The sequence below is a fragment of the Pseudomonas sp. MS01C9 genome (genome assembly GCF_058202755.1).
In genome coordinates, this window is the sequence record NZ_CM177073.1 from 3,830,931 (window position 1) to 3,851,257 (window position 20,327).

Below are 20,327 nucleotides of genomic sequence, written 5' to 3' on the forward strand. Positions count from 1 at the left end.
CAGGATTGGGCAAAATGATGGCAATTGTCACAGTCACTTGATTGCCGTCAATAAACCCGCCGCACCCATGGCCCGGTATCAGCGGGGCGAATGATTGGAGACAGCCCGCGCTGCGCTATCTAGATTGCAGATTCAGGGCCCGGATGCCTCGCCGTCGCCCCATAACAATAAAGAGACGGACCCATGCAGAACTCGACCCAAGCGGCGAATGCCTGGCGCATTCTGTTCCTGTTGTTCCTGGCCAACCTGTTCAATTTCTTCGACCGCACCATTCCCGCCATCATCATCGAACCGATCCGCATGGAATGGAGCCTCAGCGACTTCCAGATCGGCATCATCGGCACGGCGTTCACCATCGTCTATGCCCTGGCCGGCCTGCCTTTGGGACGCATGGCCGATACCGGCTCGCGCAGCCGGCTGATGGGCTGGGGACTGGCGGCCTGGAGCGGGTTGACGGCGGTCAATGGCCTGGTGGGCAGTTTCTGGGCGTTCCTGGTGGTGCGCATGGGGGTGGGCATTGGCGAAGCCAGTTATGCACCGGCGGCCAATTCGCTGATTGGCGACCTGTTCCCGGCTCATCGCCGGGCGCGGGCCATGGGGATCTTCATGCTGGGCCTGCCGATCGGGCTGCTGCTGGCGTTCTTCACCATCGGTGCGATGGTCAAGGCCTTCGACAGCTGGCGCGCCCCGTTCTTTATCGCCGCGGTACCGGGATTGGTGCTGGCGGTGTTCATGTTCTTCATCAAGGAGCCCAAGCGCGGTGCGGCGGAGACCGTGCAGGTGTCCCAGGAAAAAGTCGACCGGCCGGTGCGTCGGGTATTGGCCATTCCGACTTTCCTGTGGCTGGTGCTGGCGGGGTTGTGCTTCAACTTCGCGACCTATGCCTGCAATTCCTTCCTGGTGCCCATGTTGCAACGGTATTTCCTGATGCCGCTGCACGAAGCGGCGGTCGCCACGGGGATCATGGTGGGCGTGACCGGCTTGTTCGGGCTGACCCTGGGCGGCTGGGTCGCCGACAAGATTCACCAGCGCGTGCCCAACGGTCGCCTGCTGTTCGGGGCATTCAGCCTGGCTATTTCCACGATCACCACGGCGTGGGCGTTGCACGCCGGACGTATCGAAATCGGCGTGTTCGTGGCGGTGTTCAGCGTGGGCTGGTTGTTTGCCTATAACTTTTATACCTGTGTCTACACCGCGATCCAGGACGTGGTGGAGCCACGCTTGAGGGCCACGGCGATGGCACTGTATTTCGCCGGCTTGTATCTGTTGGGCGGTGGCCTGGGCCCGGTGGTGGTCGGCGGCCTTTCCGACTATTTCGCGCGCACGGCCATGGCGGCGGCGGGCGTCGATCAGATGACCGAAGCGTTCAAGGCCATCGGCCTGCATGACGCGATGTACCTGATACCGGTGGCCCTGTTGCTGACCATGCTGTTCCTGTTCCTGGCGTCACGTTGCTTCGTGCGCGATGCCAAGCGGATGAAGGACGGCATGAGCGCCGAGGCGGCGCCGGAAGTCGTGCCGGCGACGGCTTGATGGCACCTGACTCAGCTCCGATGATGAGCCGGATTCTGTGGCGAGGTGATAAATCTCCTCGCCACAGGTTTGTGCTTGGCGACGAGATGGTGCCTAGCGAACCTTCTCGTCCCGGCCGCGCAGCAATCGGTTGGGCATCGCCACTGCCGCTGCCAGCCCGAGCAACGACACCGCCGCGCTGATCAACAGCAGATTCCTGAACGTCCCCTGCAAACCCTGGCGCAGGGCCTGCTGCGCCTGGCCCGGGGCGGCGTTCAGACCGTCCAGCAAGACATTGCCGGAATGTCCTTCGCCCATCGGTGATGCGCTGGCGAGCTGGGCCAGGCTGGAATCCTTCAGCAAGGCCAGCAACAGCGCCGACATCAACGCCACGCCCACCGCTGCGCCGAGGGAGCGGAACAGGTTGGTGGTGCTGGTGGCCACGCCGATGTCCGCCTGTTGCACGGAGTTCTGCGAACCCACCAATGAGGTCGGGAACTGCATGCCGGAGGCGATGCCGCTGAGCAGCATGAACAGGCTGCTGAGCCAGAACGCATCGGGCGGGGTGAGCGCCATGCCGAGGATGGCGAACGGAAAGAGCAGGGCACCGCTGAGGATCATCGGTTTGTAGCGCCCCGTGACCGAAGTCCGGCGCCCGGCGAAATAGGCGCCTATGGGCAGTCCCATCGCCAAGGGCAACAGGTGCAACGCCGCACTGTCGGCACCCGCGCCGGTGACGCTCTGAAAGCGCAACGGTACCAGCACGGTCAGGGAAATCGCCTGGAAGCTGGTGAAAAAGACCGTGCACCAGCACAGCACCGCGCTGCGGTTGAGGAACAGGTGCATGGGCAGCAAGGGTTCCCGCGCCCGGTTTTCGTGCCAGACGAACATCGCCAGGGCCACCACCGCGCATCCCAGCAGCCCCAGCACATCGCGGCTGTGCCAGGCGTGGCCCTGGCCGATCTGAGTAATGCCCAGCAGCAATGCGGTCAGGCCGATGACCAGCAGCACGGTGCCCAGGTAATCGATGATGGGAATGCGTTTCGGCACCGGCAGCCCGACCAGCGTCCGCCGGGCCACCCACCAGGCCGCCAGGCCCAGGGGCAGGTTGATCCAGAACACCCAGCGCCATGACAGGTATTCGGTCATGTAGCCGCCCAGCACCGGCCCGGCCACGCTGGCCACCGCATACATGCTGCTGAAATAGCCCTGGTAGCGACCCCGCTCCCGGGGCGGCACGATGTCGCCGATGATCGCCTGGCTCACGGAAATCATCCCACCGGCACCGATGCCCTGGACAATCCGCGCCAGCACCAGCTGTTCCATGCTTTGGGCCAGGCCGCAGAACAGCGAGGCCAGGGTGAACAGGCCCATGCCGAACAGCATCAGTGGCCGCCGCCCATAAATGTCGCCGAGCTTGCCGTAGATCGGCACCGCCACGGTCATGGCCACCATGTAGCCGGAGATCACCCAGGCCAGCAGGCTGAGGTCCTTGAACTGTGCGGAAATAGCCGGCATCGAGACGGCGACGATGGTCTGGTCCAGGGCGCCCAGGAAAATCGCCAGCATCAGCGCCACCAGTACGCTGCGAATGGCGGGCTTGGGAGCTTGAGGCATGTTGAGCTGAGTCACGGTAGAACCTGCGGGCTTCACACGAATGCCCTGGCGAATGGAACGAAGCCCGCAGTTTAAGTCGGTAGCCAGCTATTCGATAGCCTCATAAGGAAGTCCGACATAATTTTCCGCGATGGTTTTGCGCCCGGCCTCGGAGTCGACGAAGTATTCCAGCTCCGCTTGGCTGATGCGCTGGTCGAAGGCATCGTCGTCAAAGCGGTGCAGCATCGACGTCATCCACCAGGAGAAGCGCTCGGCTTTCCAGACCCGCCGCAGGCAGATGGCCGAATACTGCTGCAGCAGATCCACGCGTCCTTCGCGATAGACCTTGAGCAGGATGTTGAACAGCGTGCTGACGTCGCTGGCCGCCAGGTTCAGCCCCTTGGCGCCGGTGGGCGGGACAATGTGGGCAGCGTCCCCCACCAGGAACATGCGCCCGTATTGCATGGGCTCGACCACGAAGCTGCGCAGTGGCGCGATGCTTTTTTCGATGGAGGGGCCGGTCACCAGCGCCTCGGCCAGGTCGGCGGGCAGGCGACGCTTGAGTTCGGCCCAGAAACGTTCATCCGGCCAATCGGCCACCTGCTCCTGCGCGGGCACCTGCAGGTAATAGCGGGTGCGGGTTCGCGAGCGCATGCTGCACAGGGCAAAACCGCGTTCGTGGCGGGCGTAGACCAGCTCTTCATGGACCGGTGGCGTGTCGGCCAGGATGCCGAGCCAGCCGAACGGGTAGACCCGCTCGAAGACCTTGAGGTTTTCCGCCGGGATCGACTGGCGCGCCACGCCGTGGAAGCCGTCGCAGCCGGCGATGTAGTCGCAGTCCAGGCGCCAGGCCTGCCCCTGATGCTCGAAGGTGACGAAGGGGTGCTCGGTCTGCATGTCATGGGGCTGGGCCTTTTCGACCTCGTACAGCGTGCGGCCGCCGCTGGATTGCCGCGCAGCCATGAGGTCGCGGGTCACCTCGGTCTGGCCATAGACCATCACGTTCTTGCCGCCGGTCAGGCCCTTGAGGTCGATGTGCACTCGACGGCCATTGAGGGCCAGTTCAAAGCCGTCGTGGGGCAGGCCTTCGGCATCCATGCGCTGGCCGACGCCGGCCTGGCGCAGGAGCTCGGCCATGCCTTGTTCCAGCACCCCTGCGCGAATGCGGCCCAGGACATAGTCCGGGGTCTGGCGTTCGAGGATCAACGTGTCGATTCCGGCATTGTGCAACAATTGGCCAAGCAGCAGTCCAGAGGGGCCGGCGCCGATGATGGCGACTTGAGTCTTGAGGGTTTTCATTGTTGTTATGGCTCTCACGAAGCACGCGACCGGGGTCGGTGATGATGGGTACGTGCATTTTTCGCTTGCGAACCTGTCGATTGAAGGGGAAAACTGAGCCGATTCCTGTACTTTCTGCCAATCGGTGCGATTATCGCCCGCAACCCGAGGCCGATCCTCGTTATGAAAACAACCGACCTGCCTTCGATCCCGGTGTTCAAGCTCTACGGCGAAAGCCAGGATTGGCCGACGCCGGATCTTCTGCACTGCGAAACCATTTCCAAGCGCAGCCGCGAGCATCAATGGGAGATCAAGCCCCACCGGCATGCCGATCTCTGTCAGTTGCTGTTCGTCTACAAGGGCCAGGCGGAGCTGGAAATCGAGGGTCAGCGTACGCAGCTCGAACCGCCGGCGGTGCAGATCCTGCCGCCGCTGTCGGTCCACGGCTTTCGTTTTTCCGAGGATGTGCAGGGTTATGTGGTGACCCTGGCGGCACCGCTGGTGACGCACCTCCAGGCGCAGCTGGGCCATTCGGTGAATATCCTGGCCCAGGCCGACAGCTACCCGGCCGGGGACAACGCCGAATACCTCAACAGCCTGTTCAGTGCCTTGCAGGACGAGTACATGGGCCATCAGCCGGCCCGGGAAATGCTCATGCATGCGCTGGTCAGCGTGATCATGGTCTGGGTCAGTCGCCAGGTGATGCAGCGGCGCACCAAGGCCCAGCGTCCGCAGCGGGCCCGGGAATACCTCAACGGGTTCATCCAGCTGGTGGAAGAAACCTATCGCCAGCACGTCAAGGTCGAAGACCTGGCCCATCGCCTGGGCATCTCGGTCTCGCACCTCAACGGCACCTGCCGCGAGCTGGCCGGGCAACCGGCCCTGCAGATCATGCACGAGCGTCAGCTGCTGGAGGCCAAGCGGCTTTTGACCTACACCGGCATGACCATCTACGAGATCTCCGAGTTGCTCGGGTTTTCCGACCCGACCAACTTCACTCGCCTGTTCCGCCGGCGGGTAGGCATTTCACCCAAGGCCTTCCGAGACCGCCTCAAGACCGATCAGCAGGACGACTGAGTCCGCTTCAGCGCAGGGCGTTCAGAGTCGCGTTGTGGGGAATGCAGCGCTCCAGGTTGCAGCTGGCGTATTCGCGGGGCTGCTGCCTGGCCTGTTCGACCCGATAAGCCGCCGTTCCATACAGCGCAAGCGTGGCGGCGCAGGTCACGAAAACGGCGAGGCGCCTTTTGGTTCTGATGTTCATGGCGGTGACCTCTGAACGAATACCCCGGGGGTACTGTTTTCAGCATAGGTCAGCCGTGGCGGGTTGCCAGTCAGGCAGTGGGTGTGTTTAACCCGATATTCAGGGCACTGATAGCTCCTGTGGAAGCGAGCTTGCTCGCGATCAAGGTGGGTCAGTCACTCTGTGTCTCGACCGATCAACCGCTATCGCGAGCAAGCTCGCTCCCACAGGGGATTGGGGGGGCTTTTGACCGGGTTATGCCAGGTGTTCTGGCTTCATGGGCTCGCCCGGCTTGATGTCCAACTGCTTGCGCACATCGTCGAACATTTCGTCGTAGTACTTGTGCATCGAGCCAATGCTCGCCTGCTTGGGCAGGCCATATTTCTGCGCGATGCGCGTGGCATGGCGGGCGAAGTCGAAGGCCTGGTCCCTGGCCAGGAAAAACGTCTCGTCCACGCTCTTGTCTTCCACCGTGCCGTGCAATCGAAACGACATGCCCCGGCCCTCCTTGGGGTCCTGGGCAATTTCGTAATCGATGCAGAGGTTGTAGCTGAAGTCGTCCTTGTTCAGCGCATGGCGCTCCATATGCAGGTGACCGGGCTGGAACATGGCCATAAGCGTCTCTCCTTCGAAGGCGTGGGAGTAGGGCAGACCTCGGATCTGCCCCGCAAGTTTCCCGTTATCGATAAGTAATGCCGGCAGTGGCCGTGCTGATACGCGTGCCCGCAGTGCCCTGGACGATGGCATCGATGTCCGCCAGTGCGCCGATCACCGCGACCTTGCCGGTGTTGCGGGCAAATTCGCAGGCTGCCTGGACCTTGGGTCCCATGGAGCCGGCGGCGAAGCCGAGCCTGTCCATTTCGTCCGGGTGGGCCTGGGCGATGGCTTTCTGGGTTGGCTTGCCGTAGTCGATGAACGCGGCGTTGACGTCGGTGGCGATCACCAGCAGGTCGCTCTCCAGCTGTTGGGCCAGCAGCGCCGAACACAGGTCCTTGTCGATCACCGCTTCGACGCCCTGCAGCTTGCCGTGGGCGTCGTACATCGTCGGGATGCCGCCGCCACCGGCGCAGATCACGATGCTGCCTTTTTCCAGCAGCCACTTGATCGGACGGATTTCAAAGATGTGCTTGGGTCGTGGGCTGGCCACCACCCGGCGGTACTTGTCGCCGTCCGGGGCGATGGCCCAGCCTTTCTCGGCGGCGAGTCTTTCGGCTTCGGTCTTGTCGTAGACCGGGCCGATGGGCTTGGTGGGGTGTTGGAAGGCCGGGTCGTCGGCGTCCACCTCCACCTGGGTCAGCAACGTGGCGAACGGCACTTCGAAGTCCAGCAGGTTGCCCAGTTCCTGTTCGATGATGTAGCCGATCATGCCCTCGGTTTCGGCCCCCAGCACGTCCAGCGGATAGGGTGTGACCGAGGTGTAGGCCGCCGCCTGCAATGACAGCAGGCCGACCTGCGGGCCGTTGCCGTGGGCGATGACCAGCTGGTTGCCGGCATGGATCTTGGCGATCTGCTCGGTCGCGGTGCGGATGTTGCTGCGTTGGTTGTCTGCGGTCATGGGCTCACCCCGACGCAGGAGGGCGTTACCGCCCAGGGCAACGACGATGCGCATGATGCTGTCCTTCTAAAAATGTGATGAGCAACGTAGCCCCTGTGGGAGCGAGCTTGCTCCCACAGTGATTCGCGTCGGGCATTCAGATATCCGCCAATGCCGACACCAGGATCGCCTTGATGGTGTGCATGCGGTTTTCCGCCTGCTCGAAGGCGATGTTGGCCGGGGACTCGAAGACGTCCTCGGTCACTTCCACGCCGTTGGCCAGGTGCGGGTAGCGGCCGGCGATGTCCTTGCCGACCTTGGTCTCGCTGTTGTGGAACGCGGGCAGGCAGTGCATGAATTTCACCCGGGGATTGCCCGAGGCTTTCATCATCTGGGCGTTGACCTGGTAGGGCAGCAACTGCTCGATGCGCTCGTCCCAGGCTTCCACCGGCTCGCCCATGGAGACCCAGATGTCGGTGTGGATGAAGTCCACGCCCTTGACGGCTTCTTTCGGGTCTTCAGTGATGGTGATGCGTGCGCCACTTTCGGCGGCGAAGGCCTGGCACTGGTCAATGAAATCCTGGTGCGGCCACAGGGCTTTCGGTGCGCCGATACGCACGTCCATGCCCAGCTTGGCGCCGATCATCAGCAGCGAGTTGCCCATGTTGTAGCGTGCGTCGCCCAGGTAGGCGTAGCTGATGTCATGCAGCGGCTTGTCGCTGTGCTCGCGCATGGTCAGGGTGTCGGCGATCATCTGGGTGGGGTGGAATTCGGCGGTCAGGCCGTTGAACACCGGCACGCCGGCGAACTTGGCCAGTTCCTCGACGATCTCTTGTTCGAAACCGCGGTACTCGATGGCGTCGAACATCCGCCCCAGGACGCGGGCGGTGTCCTTCATGCTTTCCTTGTGACCGATCTGCGACGACACCGGGTCGATGTAGGTGACGTGGGCGCCCTGGTCATGGGCTGCGACTTCGAAGGCGCAGCGGGTGCGGGTCGAAGTCTTTTCGAAGATCAGCGCGATGTTCTTGCCCTTGAGGTGCGGTTGCTCGGTGCCGGTGTACTTGGCGCGCTTGAGGTCGCGGGACAGGTCCAGCAGGTAATGCAGCTCGCGGTTGGTGTGGTGCATCAAACTCAGCAGGCTGCGGTTGCGCATGTTGAAAGCCATGATGGATCTCCTTGGGTTTCGGTTATCCCCTGGGCGGGATCGGGTCGATGCCGCCCAGGCTCGAAGGTCAGTAGTCGATGGGGTCGCGGATGATCGGGCAGGTCATGCAATGGCCGCCGCCGCGGCCGCGACCCAGTTCGCTGGCGCTGATGGTGATCACTTCCACGCCGGCCTTGCGCAGCAGCGTGTTGGTGTAGGTGTTGCGGTCATAGCCGATCACCACGCCGGGCTCCATGGCCACCACGTTGTTGCCGTCGTCCCATTGCTCGCGCTCGGCGGCGAAGCTGTTGCCACCGGTTTCCACCACCCGCAGCGCCGGCAGCTTGAGGGCGGCGGCCACGGTGTCGAGGAAGCTGCCTTCCTCGCGGCGCACGTCGATGCCGCCGGGCTTGCTCTCGTCGGGCCGCAGGGAGAAGGCGACGATCTGGCCGACGACTTCGGGGAAGATGGTCACCAGGTCGCGGTCGCAGAAACTGAACACGGTGTCCAGGTGCATGGCGGCACGGGACTTGGGCAGGCCGGCGACGATCACCCGTTCCACGGCCTTGTGCTTGAACAGGTTCAGCGCCAGTTGGCCGATGGCCTGGCGGGACGAGCGCTCGCCCATGCCGATCAGCACCACGCCATTGCCGATGGGCATCACGTCACCGCCTTCGAGGGTGGCGTTGCCATGGTCCTGGTCCGGGTCGCCGTACCAGATCTGGAAGTCGGCGTGGGTGAACTCGGGGTGGAACTTGTAGATGGCGGTGGTCAGCAGGGTCTCCTGGCGACGCGCCGGCCAGTACATCGGGTTCAGGGTCACGCCGCCGTAGATCCAGCAGGTGGTGTCGCGGGTGAACTGGGTGTTGGGCAGCGGCGGCAGGATGAAGCTGGAGTGGCCGAGAAAATCGCGGAACATCTGGATGGTCTTGCCACCGAAGCTGTCCGGCAAGTCGTCGGCCGAGACGCCGCCGATCAGGAATTCGGCGATCTTGCGCGGTTCCAGGCTGCGCAGCCACGAACCGACTTCATTCACCAGGCCCAGGCCCACCGAATTGGCGGTGATCTTGCGCTGCAGGATCCAGTCCAGGGCGTCGGGCATGGCGACGATGTCGGTCAGCAGGTTGTGCATCTCCAGCACATCGATGCCGCGCTCGCGCATCTTGGTGACGAAATCGAAATGGTCGCGCTTGGCCTGGTTGACCCAGATCACATCGTCGAACAGCAGTTCGTCGCAGTTGTTCGGGGTCAAGCGCTGATGAGCCAGGCCTGGGGAGCACACCATGACTTTACGCAGTTTGCCGGCTTCGGAATGAACGCCGTACTTCACTTTTTCCGTGGTCATTACACATCCTCCAGTTGAACAGTCGCTACAGGGTCAGGAAGCCGTCGTAGAGTCCATAGGCCGCCACCAGGGCGCCTGCGACCACTGCGGCGAAAATCAGCTTCTCGACAGAGGTGAAAACCGGTTTGCCCAGCTCGCGCTTGGCCTTGGCGAACAGGATCGCGCCGGGGGCGTAGAGCAGGGCGGACAGCAGCAGGTACTTGATCCCGCCGGCATACAGCAGCCAGACGGCGTAGACCAGGGCGATGGCGCCGATGGCCAGGTCCTTGCGCCGCTCGGCCGCGAAGCCCTCGTAGGTCTCGCCACGCACCGCCAGCAGCAGCGCGTAGGCCGCCGACCACAGGTACGGCACCAGGATCATCGAGGTGGCGAGGTAGATCAGGGACAGGTAGGTGCTGGCCGAGAACAGGGTGATGATCAAGAACAGCTGGACCATCGCGTTGGTCAGCCACAGGGCGTTGGCCGGTACGTGGTTGGCGTTCTCGCGGCGCAGGAACTCCGGCATGGTGTGGTCCTTGGCGGCGGCGAACATGATCTCGGCGCACAGCAGCACCCAGGACAAGAGGGCGCCCAGCAGCGAGATGATCAGGCCGACGCTGATGAGCACCGCACCCCAGTGGCCCACCACGTGCTCCAGCACCGCGGCCATGGATGGATTCTGCAGCTTGGCCAGTTCCGGCTGGGTCATGATGCCCAGGGACAATACGTTCACCAGCACCAGGAACAGCAGCACGGTGATGAAGCCGATCACGGTGGCCTTGCCCACGTCGGTGCGTTTCTCGGCGCGGGCGGAAAAGATGCTCGCCCCCTCGATGCCGATGAACACCCACACGGTGACCAGCATCATGTTGCGCACCTGGTTCATCACGCTGCCCAGGTCGGGGTTCATCGTGCCCCAGATGTCCCGGGTGAAGATCTCGAGCTTGAAGGCGAACAGCGCGATCAGCACGAACAGCAACAGCGGCACGACCTTGGCGACGGTGGTCACCAGGTTGATGAACGCCGCCTCCCTGATGCCGCGCAGCACCAGCCAATGCACCGCCCACAACAGCACCGAGGCACCGATCACCGCCGCCACGGTGTTGCCCTCGCCGAAAATCGGGAAGAAGTAGCCCAGGGTACTGAACAGCAGGACGAAATAACCGACGTTGCCCAACCAGGCGCTGATCCAGTAGCCCCAGGCCGAGGAGAAGCCCATGTAGTCGCCGAAACCGGCCTTGGCGTAGGCATACACGCCGCCGTCCAGGTCGGGTTTGCGGTTGGCCAGGGTCTGGAAGACGAAGGCCAGGGTCAGCATGCCGACGGCGGTGATGGCCCAACCGATCAGTACCGCTCCGACATCGGCGCTGGCGGCCATGTTCTGCGGCAGGGAAAAGATCCCGCCACCGATCATGGAGCCGACAACCAGTGCAACCAATGCACCCAATCGAAGTTTTCCAGGGGTGTTAGACATTTGTAAGACTCCAATGCAGGAGAAGAGAGTCAACAGGCTAAGTCGATTTGGAAGTTGAATACCTGATCTGGATCAGTGCATGACAACATTCCATTGTTAATGAAGGGGTTAAGTGTTTTGCCTGATGCCCGTGAATGTTCGTGCAAGGCCCGTTCTAGAAGCTTTGGATGGGTTTGAAAGGGACGTATTTTCCTGGCGGGACAATTCACGCTAGTTGATTTTTTTTGGATCGCAACTATTTTGAACCCTGCCTTCATGACAAAAATAATCGGCTGTCCTGGCCTTTCTTTATTGTTGTCCTGAACATACTGGGGTAATAAGTCCCTTGGACTTTTTGCGGGTGACGTTATTCAAGAACGTTATGTCGCATTTATCTACTTAATGGGTCAGAGAAAGATGCCTCAGCCGATTGAAAAGTTACGACTCGGTGCGCTGATCGCGCTGGTGGTGGGGTCGATGATCGGCGGCGGGATATTTTCCCTGCCGCAAAACATGGCCGCCCGGGCCGACGTCGGCGCGGTGCTGATCGGCTGGACCATCACCGCCGTCGGCATGCTGACCCTGGCTTTCGTCTTCCAGACCCTGGCCAACCGCAAACCTGGCCTGGATTCGGGGGTCTACGCCTACGCCAAGGCCGGTTTCGGCGACTACATGGGTTTCTCTTCGGCCTGGGGCTACTGGATCAGTGCGTGGATGGGCAACGTCGGTTATTTCGTCCTGCTGTTCAGCACCCTGGGGTATTTTTATCCGGTGTTCGGCCAGGGCAATACCCCTGTGGCCATCGCCTGCGCATCGCTGCTGCTGTGGGCGGTGCACTTTCTGGTATTGCGCGGCATCAAGGAGGCGGCGTTCATCAACCTGGTGACCACTGTCGCCAAGGTCGTGCCGCTGCTGGTGTTCATCGTCATCGCCGCCGTGGCGTTCGAGGCCGAGGTGTTTACCCGGGATATCTGGGGCACGATGAACCCGGACCTGGGCAGCGTGATGGACCAGGTGCGCCACATGATGCTGGTCACGGTATTCGTGTTCATCGGCATCGAAGGCGCCAGCGTCTATTCGGCACGAGCGGAAAAACGTGCGGACGTCGGCCGCGCCACCGTGATCGGTTTCCTCGGGGTCCTGGCGCTGCTGGTGCTGGTGAACGTGCTGTCGCTGGGCATCATGAGCCAGCCTGCATTGGCGCAACTGCAGAACCCGTCCCTGGCCGGCGTGCTGGAGCATGTGGTCGGCCCCTGGGGCGCCCTGCTGATCAGCGTGGGCCTGACGGTATCGCTGTTGGGGGCGCTGCTGTCCTGGGCGCTGCTGTGCGCCGAGATTCTCTACGCGACCGCCAGGGACAAGACCATGCCGGCGTTCCTCACCAAGGAAAATGCCAACCGTGCGCCGGTCAATGCGCTGTGGTTGACCAATGGCATGATCCAGTTGTTTTTGCTGATCACCCTGTTTTCCGCAGGCACCTACACCAGCCTGATCTACCTCGCGTCGTCGATGATCCTGGTGCCGTACCTGTGGTCGGCAGCCTATGCGGTGTTGCTTTGCGCCCGGGGCGAAACCTATGGGCAGGCTTCGGCCCAGCGGATGAAAGACCTGTGCATCGGTGGCGTTGCGCTGTGCTACGCGGTGTGGCTGCTGTATGCCGGCGGCGTGAAGTACCTGCTGCTGTCGGCGCTGCTGTATGCGCCGGGCGTCATCCTGTTCGCCCAGGCCAAGCGCGAGCAGGGACAGCCGTTGTTCACCCATGTGGAGAAAGGCATTTTCGCCTGCGTGATGGCCGGGGCGGGGTTGGCGGCGTATGGGTTGTACAGTGGATTTTTGGCGTTGTGAGGCGAAGGTTGCCTTTCTGGCAAGTTAGAGACCGTCAGTGTGGTGAGGGGATTTAACGAAGCGTGCACGTTCCAGGGGGAAACCCCCTTGCCACAATGGATCGACACGCTGGCACGGTTCGCTGGCGATTGGGCGGCCATCACCATTGCGGGCGATGGGCACCCAGTTCGGTCGCTGGCGCTGCCCATTGCAAAGGCGTACCGGTGATTCTCAGCGGCACCTGCAACCGATGGGCCGGGCCCCAGGGCGTTTGTTCCACCAGCAACCCCTGGTCGGCGCTGTTCTCGGGTCGTAGCGCGGTCTGGGCGCCCGCGCCGTGTTCGATCAACAGTTTTGCCGTGCGTGCCAGGGACAGGCGTGCCGAGCCGCCTGGGCCGTTCGCCAGGCGACGGGACAAGAGCACGATGGCGCTGGCCGCCATCAGGTATCCCGTGGCGTGATCCAGCGCCTGCACCGGCAAGGGTGTCGGTTTGTCGGCCTGTTTCCAACCCATGCCGGCTTCGGCGATGCCGCTGCTCATCTGCACCAGGCTGTCGAAGCCGCGTCGGTTCTGCCAAGGGCCGCTCCAGCCGTAGGCGTTGAGGCTCACATCGATCAGCCCGGGGGCCAATTGCTGGTGTTGCGCGGCGCCATAACCCAGGCGTTCCAGGGCATCGGCGCGATAGCCGTGCAAGAGGATGTCGGCATCCTTGAGCAAAGTCTCGAACACTGCACGGTCGTCGGCTCGATGCAAGTCGAGGCGGGTGCAGCGTTTGCCCAGGGTCACTTCCGGCACCACGCCAGGCTCGTTCCAGCTCGGTGGATCGATGCGCAGGACATCGGCCCCCAGGCCCGCGAGGAAGCGGCTGGCAATGGGACCGGCCAGCACACGGGTCAGGTCCAGCACCTTGAGTCCCGCCAGTGGTCGCGCCACGGTACCGAGCCAGGGGCCAGGCCGGGCATCGAGGCTGGCGTCGAAGTGCACCAGCGGTTCGGCGTTCACCGCCTTGCCTTGGGGATGGCCCTGCCATGCCTGCCACGGGCGCATTTCGGCGGCGCAACCGCCCGCATTCACCACGGCCTGTTCCAGTTCGGCCTTGTTCCAGAGAGCGACCTTGCTTGCCATGTCGTCGCGATCACGGCAGACGCCCAGGACCTTTTCCGCCGCAAGGCGATGATGCGGCGCGTTGGTGTGCAGGCGGATCCAGCCATCGGCAGTGGCGTAGTCGCCAGCCACCGGGTCCCACATCGGCGGCACGCTCCAGCCAAGGGGGCGCAAGGACGTGGAGAACCAGAACGAGGCCAGTCGCCGGTCGACTTCCAAAGAGGGACGCCGGCCGGTTTGCTGGTGAAGCAGTTCGGCGACAGCCTGGCCGGCCGCGGCGATGCTGGCGCAGGCCAGTTCCGTGACGGCGAATGCCGAGGGCAAGGCGCCTTCGTCGGTGAAGGGGATCGGGGTCATGGGCAAGCCAAGGGCGGCTTGCATGGACGTGAGCTGATCGGTCATCGAAGGCCCTGCGCACAATGAAAGGGCGAGCATAGATCAAAAATCCGCAGGGCGGCGCTTCACCGCCCAGCGGGCGCTAGCATCCTTGTCCGGAGGGTGTTCCGGGCGGGACCAGATCCAGAGGTTGCCTAAACCCATTCCCAGCAATGCCAGGTAAACCGGCCAGCGGTGATCGAGCAGCGCCAGCATCAGCCCGGCGCAGAGCAGCATGCTGGCGGTGGCGCCGAACTTGGCCCTGCGCGCGATGACTTTGCCGTTGCGCCAGTTGCGCAGCATCGCTGCGAACCACCGATGATTCTCCAGCCATGCGCTCAGGCGCGGCGAGCCACGCGTCGCGGCCCAGGCGGCCAGCAGGATGAACTCGGTGCTCGGCAGGCCAGGCACGACGATGGCGACCAGGCCGATGGCCAGGCTGGCATAGGCCAGGAGCGTGAAGAACAGCCGGGCGGCTTTCGAGGGGCTGCGGTTCGTGTGTCCTGGTTCAAGCATGAACGGTTCCCTCATGGGCGCGAGCCTGCTCGCGATAGCGCTCTGACAGGCGCCTATGTGCCGACTGGGTGGCCGTCACCGCGAGCCGGTTCGCTCCCTGAGGGGATGGCGATGTGTTCAAGCCGGCTCGGCCGCATAGGCGTGTTCCAGCAGCACGGTAAAGCGGTTGAATGCATCCAGCGCGCCTTTGTCCGCCTCGGCTTCCTGTCGTTCGCTGAAGACCAGGCCGTCGAGGGTTCGGGTGAAGGTTTTCCAGCCTTCGGCGCGGCCGCCTGCCGGTTCAGCCAGGTGACGGGCGCCGAAGGTTTCGTTCATGCCCAGGGCCACGGCGCGCTTGATCAGGAACGCAGCCCCCAGTTTCGACCCCTCGGAGACGAACAGCCAGCCCAGGGCCTCGGCCTGGGTCGGGTGCCTCACCGCGCCGTTCACGGGTGCCGGCACCGGCGTGTCCAGGTCCGCCAGGTCGGCCTTGGCCGCTTCGGCGCGGCAGCGGGCCGACAGGTCGGGGATCAGCGCGGACAACTGCGGGTCGTTGTACAGGGCCACCAGTTCCGACTGGAACAGGTACTGGGCGACGACGAAGCGGGCGAAGCTGGCCGGGGTTTCGAACGGGGCGTGGGCCTTGACCAGTGCGTCGAGTCTGCTGTGGGGCTCGTGGGTGATCTGGTTCAGGCGTTGGGAGCGTGTGATGGGGCGTTCTGTGGTCATGAAAAATTCCTTTGAGTAAGCACATTGATGGCGAGGGGATTTGTCCCCGGGCGGGGCGCGCAGCCGCTCCTAAAACGCCTCCGATCATCTGAAGTGCCAGATAGACATTTCGGGATACTGCGCGCCCAGCGGCGATCAATCCCCTCGCCACGGGAGCTGTGTTGCCTGGGATATCGTCAGATGTCCCAGATCAGGTTCACTGCGAAATTGCGTCCGGGCGCGGTCAGGCGATCGAGGTTGGCGGGGCTCAGCACCGCGGCCTCGCCGACGCTGTCGTAGCCGCGCACGTCATCCCACAGCCAGTACTTCTTGTCGGTAAGGTTGTAGAGCCCGCCACTGACGGTGACGTCGTCGGTCACTTTGTAGAACCCGGTCAGGTCGAGGATGCCGAAGCCTGGGGTCTTGAACTGGCTGCTGACGCCATCGGGGGAGTTGAAGTTGCTGTCGTCGACGCGGTTCTTCTTCCGGACCAGGGTCCAACTGAGCAGGGTGCCGTAACCGTCCTGGTCATAACCAAGGCCGAACACCCCGGTCAGTGGGTTGACGCTGTTGATCGGCTGGCCGGTATCGTCGTTGCGACCATAGGCATAGGCCACCGAGCCCTGGGTATACAGGCCCTGCGGCGCGCCGAACACGTCCAGGTCCAGGCGCCCCTTGACCTCGGCGCCCTTGATGGTGGCGTGCTTGATGTTATTGCTCTGGAAGGTCAGCTGGTCCGCCCCGGGCGTGATCGCGTCTTCGTTGATGAAATCGCGATACTTGTTGTAGAACACTGCCACATCGAAGGAGCCGGCATCGAAACGCCCCCGCAGGCCGGTCTCGTAGCTCTTGCTTTTTTCCGGTTCCAGGTCGGGGTTGGGTTCCACGCTATAGCCGGCACCGGGGTTGTCGAAGCGCCCGTACAGGGCCTTGGCGGTCGGGGTTCGGAACCCTTCGGCGTACTGGCCGTACCAGGTGTACTGATCGGTGAACGCGTAGGTCAGGCCGAACTTGGGCGAAACGCGATGCCAGGTCTTGTTGCTGTCACTGACTTCGCCGCCGCTGGTGGGGTCGACGGTGTTGAGGAATTCCTCGGTGAGGTGCGGCTTGAGTCGGGTGTGGTCGTAGCGCAGGCCCGGGGTGAAGGTCCACTTTTCCCAGCTGATCTGGTCCTGGGCGAACAGACTGTAGGTATTGATGGTCGGGTCCGGGAAATCGCTGGCTTTTGCCAGCACGTCACGGGTACTGATGGCACCGACGGTCGGGCAGCCCACGCCGACCGCCAGGCAGACGCCATTGCCGCTACGCGAACCGGTCACCTTCTGCTGCTTGAGGGTGGTGCCGTAGGTCAGCGCGTGGTCGGTCTCGGCGATGCTGAAGGCTTTTTCCAGCTGCGCGTCGAATACCCACTGTTTTTCTTCATAGAGGGTATCCCGGGTGCGTAGCACCTGGCGGGTGATGGGGAAATAGAACTCGGCGGTGCTCTGGTCGGTCTTGGCGACCTGGTGGTTCAGGCTCCACTTCACGCGGTCGGCCAGCAGGCTGTCGAGGGCGAAGCTGTGTTCCAGGCCGAAGCGCTCGCGACTGATGGTGTCGTTGCCGGTGCGCCACTGGTACATGCCACCGGGCAGCACGGCGGGAGGAATGGCCGGCTGGCCGTTGGCATACGGGCCGCCATAGGCGCTTTTCAGATCGCTGTCGCGGTCATCCTTGTACTTCTCGTAGACCAGCCCCAGGCGCGCATCATCGTCATAGTTCCAGCCCAGCTTGGCCAGGACGTTGTGGGTGCGTACATCCTCCGGGTTGGCCGCGGTGCGGTCCAGGCCGGTGCCATTGTGGCTGCCATAGGATTCGGTTTCGTGGCCGTCGCGCTGGCTGTAGTGCAGCAGGCCATCGAATGCGCCGCTGCGGCCGGCGACGGTGGCGGACTTGAGCCAGCTCTCGTCGGCGGAGCTGTAGCCGGTTTTCAGCCGGGCGCCGACGTCGCTGCCGGGCTTGATGATGTCGTCCGGGTCCAGGGTGAAGTAACTGACGGCACCGCCGATGGCATTGCTGCCGTACAGCACCGAGGCCGGGCCGCGCAGGATCTCCACGCGCTTGACGATTTCCGGGTCGACATAGTTGCGCTGGGTCTTGGCATAGGGGCCGTTGAAGAAACTGTCGGGTATTTCCACACCATCGACCTGGGTCAGGATCCGGTTGCCGTCGATGCCGCGGATGTTATAGCCACTGATGCCGCCACGCTGGCCGGCACCCCCCGCCGAGACACCGGGTTCGTAACGCACCAGGTCCTTGAGGGTGTTGACGTTGTTGCGGTCCAGGGCCTGGCGGTCATGGGCCGTGACGGTGCTGGGCACGCTGGCGATGGCTTGTTCCTGGCGGGTGGCGCTGATAGTCACCTGTTGCAGGTTCAGTACGCTGCCGGCGCTGCTCTTTTCCAGAACCACGTTGTTGCTGCCCAGTTTGCGATAGCTCAGGTTGGTCCCCACCAACAGGCGCTCGAGGGCTTTTTCCGGCGATAGCGAACCGTTCACGCCGGGCGAGGCGACCCCGTCGGCCAGTTCGGCCGGCAGGCCCACCTGCCATCCAGTGACGGCGGTAAAGGCATTCAGGGCAGAGACCAGCGGTTGCTGGGCGATGGCGAAGGTGTAGTCGCCCATGTTGTGAGTCGACGAACGCGTGGCGGTGGCGGCCAGGGCGGCCGGGACGCTGCCGGCCATCAGGATGGCGGCGGTCAGCAATGACAACGTGCGGGTAGGGGCAAGGAACCGGCAAGTATGGCGAGAGGACATCGATAGCGCTCCGTGTCGCATCTGTTATAGGTGCAGATCGGCATCTGTAGATGCGAATCAATTGCATTGGCTATAACGAGACGAACCAGCTCACGCTATCGAGTAAAAATAATGCTCGTTCAGTTGAGAATGACCAGGGCCGGGAACTCCTGGACCCGCGCCGAGGTGATATGGGCCAGCGAGCGCACCACGTCCAGCGGCTGGTCGAGGCGGTAGTTGCCGGTCACCGCGATGTGGGCCAACTGCTCGTTGCGATTGATGATCCAGCCGGGGTAATAGCGTTGCAGTTCGGCCAGTACCTGGTCCAGCGGTCGATTTTCGAACACCAGCCGGCCCTGGACCCACGCCAGGTCGGTGCTGGCATCGAGCCTTGCCGGGCGATCGAAGCCGTTGGGGCCGATGCGAATGCTTTCTCCGGCCGAGAGCCGGACACGCGTGTCGTTGCGGTTGGCCCGCAGGTCCACATCGCCGCGCTGCACCTGGACCTGCGCCACGCCGTCGAGGTAGCGCACGGCGAACGTGGTGTCGCTGACACTGGCGGTAACCGGGCCGGCTTCGATTTCCAGCGGCAGGTTGCGATCGCCGGGGACCTCGAAGAACGCTTCGCCCTTGTACAGCCGGGCCATGTGTCGCTGTTCATTGAACGTGCTGGAGAAGGCCGAATCGGTGTTGAGCAGGACCCTGGAGCCGTCCTCCAGTTGCAGGCGCTGGCGCTCGCCGACCACGGTCAGGTGGTCGGCCTGCAAGTGCAGGGGCAAGTCGCTGAAGTTGAACAGGCCCAGGAACAGCACGGCGGCGGTGGCCAGCGGTTTCCAATGGGCACGCAGGCGTGACAGCGCCGTGGCTTTCGGCGCCGCCTGGAGCTGCCGGGCACTTTCCAGTACCTGCGGGCCGTTCCAGATGGTCTGGGCCCTGACGAACGCTTCGCCATGACGCGGGTCGGCCGCCAGCCAGGCCTGGAACTGCCGGGTCTGCTCCTGGCTGGGGTTGTCCAGCAGGATCAGCCAGTCCAGCGCCTGCTCCATGGCATGGGCGGTGTCTGTGGCTGGAGCTGGCCCGGGGGCGCGATGGGTGTCCGTCACGGTGCTTCCTCGGCGGTGTCTATGCACTGCTGTTCGTATCAGGCTTGAGGGCGGCAAGATTAGCAGGGCCGCCGGCCAACGCAATCGGCGGCGGCCTCGAATGGAAAGTTCCTACAGGCTCAGTCGGCGTCGAGACGTTCAGCCACGCCGATACAGATTGCCATGATCAACTTCAGTTCCTTTTGCACCGTACTCGGCGAGACACCCAGGCGCTCGGCGATCTCTTGATAAGCGTGACCTTGCAGGCGGCTGAGCATGAAGATCTGTTGTTGGCGTGGGCTCAAGGCCTGCAGGCTGACGTTGAGGCGTTCGAGCATGCGTCCGGCATGGGCGGCGTCTTCGGCGCTGCTCTGGGGGGCCACCACATTGTTCACGACGTCTACCGGGACGTCCTCCAGCAATGTCCGCGACTGGATACGCCGGGCGCGCAGATGATCCAGTGCCAGGTTGCGCGCGGTCTGGAAGACGAAGGGTTCAAGATGATCGACCGTACGCTCGTTCAGGGCACGGGTCACGCGCAGGTACGTTTCCTGAAGCAGGTCTTCGGCAGTGCTGGGGTTGTTGACCATACGTTCAAGGGTGCGCAGCAGCGGTGTACGCTGGGCGAGGAAGACGTGGTGAAAGCGCGATTGACTCACGGCAGGGCTCGATCCGATTTGAGTAGATGATAATGATTATTATCTACTTGACAGGTCAAGCCTTGATTTCGTGACCCTCCCGATCCCATGCCCCCGTCCCCTGCGGGAGCGAGCTGCGCGCGATGCCGTTCGGCCAAGTCGCATCATTGTCGATTGACCCTGACCCATCGCTATCGCGCGCAAGCTCATCTCTACAAGCTCGCCGCTACACAAAAGCTGGACTG

The 20,327-nt window shown here is 63.2% G+C and carries 17 protein-coding genes; 3 read left to right on the forward strand and 14 right to left on the reverse strand.

Translation table 11 applies throughout. The annotated features are described in order from the left end of the window. The first annotated feature begins 183 nt into the window (after positions 1–183). On the forward strand, positions 184–1,533 hold the full coding sequence (locus tag AC1M7R_RS17505; protein ID WP_076405295.1) for a spinster family MFS transporter: 1,350 nt from the start codon (positions 184–186) through the stop codon (positions 1,531–1,533). A 93-nt stretch (positions 1,534–1,626) separates the two neighbouring features. On the opposite strand, the gene AC1M7R_RS17510 is transcribed toward AC1M7R_RS17505, so the two are convergent. Beyond that, the gene (locus tag AC1M7R_RS17510) at positions 1,627–3,144 is read right to left on the reverse strand and encodes an MDR family MFS transporter (protein WP_092181827.1); all 1,518 of its coding nucleotides are present in this window, start codon (positions 3,142–3,144) and stop codon (positions 1,627–1,629) included. 72 nt (positions 3,145–3,216) lie between these two features. After that, positions 3,217–4,407: a 4-hydroxybenzoate 3-monooxygenase gene (pobA, locus tag AC1M7R_RS17515; RefSeq protein WP_072387697.1), complete on the reverse strand. Its 1,191-nt coding sequence runs from the start codon at positions 4,405–4,407 to the stop codon at positions 3,217–3,219. 162 nt (positions 4,408–4,569) lie between these two features. Here pobA and AC1M7R_RS17520 point away from each other — a divergent pair, with 162 nt between their 5' ends. After that, positions 4,570–5,463, forward strand: a complete 894-nt coding sequence (locus AC1M7R_RS17520) for a helix-turn-helix domain-containing protein (RefSeq protein ID WP_092181834.1) — start codon at positions 4,570–4,572, stop codon at positions 5,461–5,463. Between the two features lie 7 nt (positions 5,464–5,470). Here the strand turns inward: AC1M7R_RS17520 and AC1M7R_RS17525 are convergent, their stop codons facing one another. From AC1M7R_RS17525 to arcD (AC1M7R_RS17550), 6 genes are all read right to left on the reverse strand, one after another. Beyond that, on the reverse strand, positions 5,471–5,647 hold the full coding sequence (locus tag AC1M7R_RS17525) for a hypothetical protein (protein ID WP_165887752.1): 177 nt from the start codon (positions 5,645–5,647) through the stop codon (positions 5,471–5,473). Between the two features lie 234 nt (positions 5,648–5,881). Next, complete coding sequence (locus tag AC1M7R_RS17530; protein ID WP_072387693.1) at positions 5,882–6,241, reverse strand: DUF5064 family protein; 360 nt, start codon at positions 6,239–6,241, stop codon at positions 5,882–5,884. A gap of 64 nt (positions 6,242–6,305) precedes the next feature. Further along, positions 6,306–7,235, reverse strand: coding sequence for a carbamate kinase (gene arcC / locus AC1M7R_RS17535; RefSeq protein WP_490609774.1), 930 nt, complete (start codon positions 7,233–7,235; stop codon positions 6,306–6,308). A gap of 82 nt (positions 7,236–7,317) precedes the next feature. After that, positions 7,318–8,328: an ornithine carbamoyltransferase gene (locus AC1M7R_RS17540; protein WP_072431156.1), complete on the reverse strand. Its 1,011-nt coding sequence runs from the start codon at positions 8,326–8,328 to the stop codon at positions 7,318–7,320. Between the two features lie 67 nt (positions 8,329–8,395). Beyond that, the gene (gene arcA, locus AC1M7R_RS17545) at positions 8,396–9,652 is read right to left on the reverse strand and encodes an arginine deiminase (protein ID WP_072399312.1); all 1,257 of its coding nucleotides are present in this window, start codon (positions 9,650–9,652) and stop codon (positions 8,396–8,398) included. A gap of 25 nt (positions 9,653–9,677) precedes the next feature. Further along, complete coding sequence (arcD, locus tag AC1M7R_RS17550; RefSeq protein WP_072432130.1) at positions 9,678–11,105, reverse strand: arginine-ornithine antiporter; 1,428 nt, start codon at positions 11,103–11,105, stop codon at positions 9,678–9,680. Between the two features lie 396 nt (positions 11,106–11,501). Here arcD (AC1M7R_RS17550) and arcD (AC1M7R_RS17555) point away from each other — a divergent pair, with 396 nt between their 5' ends. After that, entirely contained in the window at positions 11,502–12,929 is a 1,428-nt protein-coding gene (gene arcD, locus AC1M7R_RS17555; RefSeq protein ID WP_072398892.1) for an arginine-ornithine antiporter, read from the forward strand. Between the two features lie 139 nt (positions 12,930–13,068). On the opposite strand, the gene AC1M7R_RS17560 is transcribed toward arcD (AC1M7R_RS17555), so the two are convergent. The 6 genes from AC1M7R_RS17560 to AC1M7R_RS17585 all read right to left on the reverse strand — a co-directional run bounded on the left by AC1M7R_RS17560 (position 13,069) and on the right by AC1M7R_RS17585 (position 20,103). Next, positions 13,069–14,415, reverse strand: coding sequence for a CoA transferase (locus tag AC1M7R_RS17560; RefSeq protein WP_490609775.1), 1,347 nt, complete (start codon positions 14,413–14,415; stop codon positions 13,069–13,071). Positions 14,416–14,451: 36 nt separating this feature from the next. Then, positions 14,452–14,904 (reverse strand): YbaN family protein, encoded by a 453-nt coding sequence (locus AC1M7R_RS17565; RefSeq protein ID WP_490609776.1) that lies wholly within the window; start codon positions 14,902–14,904, stop codon positions 14,452–14,454. Between the two features lie 117 nt (positions 14,905–15,021). After that, complete coding sequence (locus tag AC1M7R_RS17570) at positions 15,022–15,612, reverse strand: biliverdin-producing heme oxygenase (RefSeq protein ID WP_076405285.1); 591 nt, start codon at positions 15,610–15,612, stop codon at positions 15,022–15,024. Positions 15,613–15,788: 176 nt separating this feature from the next. Further along, positions 15,789–18,383, reverse strand: coding sequence for a TonB-dependent receptor (locus AC1M7R_RS17575; protein ID WP_490609777.1), 2,595 nt, complete (start codon positions 18,381–18,383; stop codon positions 15,789–15,791). Positions 18,384–18,502: 119 nt separating this feature from the next. Then, complete coding sequence (locus AC1M7R_RS17580) at positions 18,503–19,465, reverse strand: FecR family protein (RefSeq protein ID WP_072459502.1); 963 nt, start codon at positions 19,463–19,465, stop codon at positions 18,503–18,505. Between the two features lie 119 nt (positions 19,466–19,584). Next, a complete protein-coding gene (locus AC1M7R_RS17585) occupies positions 19,585–20,103 on the reverse strand; it encodes an RNA polymerase sigma factor (RefSeq protein WP_072432136.1) in 519 nt (172 codons plus the stop codon). Positions 20,104–20,327: the final 224 nt, after the last annotated feature.